Source organism: Myxococcus sp. AM011, from assembly GCF_013372595.1.
GTDB classification, from domain to species: Bacteria; Myxococcota; Myxococcia; order Myxococcales; family Myxococcaceae; genus Myxococcus; species Myxococcus eversor.
The window spans coordinates 1-399 of record NZ_JABXEM010000669.1 but is presented as its reverse complement, the minus strand read 5'-3'; the positions used below and the strand labels follow the sequence as shown (position 1 = coordinate 399).

The following is a 399-nucleotide window of genomic DNA, read 5'->3' as shown; positions in this document are numbered from 1 at the left end:
TGATTGAGCAACGCCCGCCGGGCCTGCTTGAGATTGCGCTCGTCATCGTCTTCGGGAACGTAGCGTTCGTCGCCCCAGAACAGGTGCACCTTGGACCATTCAATCTGCTGTGCTTGGGCGCTGAGGTAGCGCAGAAGCGCAATCCCGTTGCCGCCCCCGGTCAGCACGATCAGCGCCTGCCCTCTGGCCGCCACCGCGGCCCCGATGGCGCCAACCAAGCGCTTACCCGCGGCCGCGACCAGAATGTCGCTATCGGGGAAGATCTCGATGCTACTGCTCACCGGTACTGCACCTTCTTGATTCCCTCGAGCGCGGCGCAGTAGATTTCGTCGGGGTCCAGCCGGCGCAGGTCTTCGGCTAGGCACTCACCGGTTACCCTGCGCGCCAAAGGAACCAGAG

The 399-nt window shown here is 64.2% G+C and carries 2 protein-coding genes; both read right to left on the bottom strand.

Annotated features, from left to right (window positions below; translation table 11 throughout):
* A partial coding sequence (locus HUW62_RS47950) for a 6-phosphogluconolactonase (protein ID WP_176438249.1) occupies window positions 1-281 on the bottom strand: 281 nt, incomplete at its 3' end.
* The gene (locus HUW62_RS50265; RefSeq protein WP_368670668.1) at window positions 278-388 is read right to left on the bottom strand and encodes a hypothetical protein; all 111 of its coding nucleotides are present in this window, start codon (window positions 386-388) and stop codon (window positions 278-280) included. The genes HUW62_RS47950 and HUW62_RS50265, both read right to left, overlap by 4 nt.
* Window positions 389-399 lie beyond the last annotated feature (11 nt).